At 25.2% G+C, this 1666-nt stretch carries 2 protein-coding genes; one reads left to right on the forward strand and one right to left on the reverse strand.

What is annotated here, in order from left to right:
* Positions 1 to 45: 45 nt before the first annotated feature.
* The gene (locus SVN78_08825; protein ID MDY6821707.1) at positions 46 to 828 is read left to right on the forward strand and encodes a DeoR/GlpR family DNA-binding transcription regulator; all 783 of its coding nucleotides are present in this window, start codon (positions 46 to 48) and stop codon (positions 826 to 828) included.
* 131 nt (positions 829 to 959) lie between these two features.
* On the opposite strand, the gene SVN78_08830 is transcribed toward SVN78_08825, so the two are convergent.
* Positions 960 to 1631: a nitroreductase family protein gene (locus SVN78_08830; protein MDY6821708.1), complete on the reverse strand. Its 672-nt coding sequence runs from the start codon at positions 1629 to 1631 to the stop codon at positions 960 to 962.
* Positions 1632 to 1666 lie beyond the last annotated feature (35 nt).

Consider the following 1666-nt stretch of genomic DNA (forward strand, 5'->3'; position numbering starts at 1 on the left):
TTGTTAATATTTAAAATTATAAATGTTAATATATAACATAACATTATGGGCTACGAAGATAGAAAAGATAAAATAATTGAATATTTAAAAAGTGTTAAATTTGCAACATTTAAAGAGCTTTCAAATATATTAAATGTTTCAGAAATGACTGTTAGAAGAGATGTTAAAAACCTAGAAGATGAAAATCTAGTAAATAGAAAATATAAAGGCATAGAACTAAATAGAGGCAATAATTTAACTAATACTTCAATTTTAAATACAAATGTTAATATTTATCATAATTATGTTAATGATGTTAATTATAAAATTATAGAAGAAACAACAAGGAAAATTATTTCTTATAGAAATATATTTTTAGTCAGTGGAAATCTAAATTTAGAGCTTGCTAAGTTTATAGAGGTAAATTATAAAAAATTTAAATCAATAGATTTTATCACTTCAGACATAAAAATTGCTTCAATTTTAGGAAATGCTAATTTAAATGTTTTCATAATAAGCGGAAAAGTAAATAAGAATAATATAAATATTATTGAAGGTATTAGTAGTCAATTTCTTGATAATATAATTATTGATTTATTAATATTAGAGCCAGAGGCTATTGATAAAGATTTTGGTATATCAGATAATAATATCTTTAATGCAAATAATAAAAAAATATTAATAGATAGATCTAAAAATATCTTATTACTTACTCAACCAAATAATTTTGACAAAAGGGCCTTATATAAAATTATAGATCTAGATAATAGGTTTAGTTGCATAACTGCACACGACAGCACTAAGACATTATTTAGATACGAGGATATAATATCTATTACATATGTATAAAGTAATTCTTAATAAATTTAATAATGTCCGATAAGATATATTATGTTAAGATAGATAAATTATGCTAAAATATCATCTAGCAATTACTAATAATCTAATAATTATTAATAATTAAAGATAAGTAATATCTGTTAATATTTTTTACCATATACTTCAAATGATACAATATCATCAAAGGATTTTCTTGGTCTCTTTTTGGGGTTTTCTGCTGGATAGCCTAATGTTACCATTGTAAGAACAAGCAAGTGTTCAGGTAAATTTAATGCTTCTGCAACTTTTTTGTATAAGTCTAAATCTCCACCTGTTACTGGATTACAGAACCCACCTATAATACAACTACCGATTCCCTCATGTTTTGCCTGTAAAATCATAAAAGCAATAGCAAATGATAACTGCTCATACTGTCTAGCTAATAAAATTTGTTCCCCTCTTAATGCAGGGTTGATTACAGGATTTTCCAAATATTTATTCATTACTTCTTGATTAGCAGATCTGCCCAAAGCCTCCCAGAGCTTCTGCATTTCATTTAATCTATTTTCTTTCTTCCACGCCAAAAAATCAGCACAACAAACTATTATTACATCTGCTTGATTTATGAAATTTTGATTTAAAGCCAATTTTCTTAGGAGATCTTTTTTTGATTTATCTTTAACAATAATAAAATGCCATGGTTGTGTATTTGCCCAGCTAGGAGCTAATCTTGCAGCATTTAAAATTCTTTTGACTACATCCTCAGGTATATCCTTTTCTTTATATTTTCTTATACTTGCCCAATTTTCTATAGGCAATAATATTTCTTCCATTTTAATATCTCCTCTAAAAACCTTAATTTATTTTG

The sequence above is a fragment of the Deferribacterota bacterium genome (assembly GCA_034189185.1).
Taxonomy (GTDB): Bacteria; Chrysiogenota; Deferribacteres; order Deferribacterales; family UBA228; genus UBA228.

Bases quoted from the DNA above. Each gene is read 5' to 3' on its own strand.
- SVN78_08830 (MDY6821708.1), bottom strand. From the start codon at position 1,631: ATGGAAGAAATATTATTGCCTATAGAAAATTGGGCAAGTATAAGAAAA.
- SVN78_08825 (MDY6821707.1), top strand. From the start codon at position 46: ATGGGCTACGAAGATAGAAAAGATAAAATAATTGAATATTTAAAAAGT.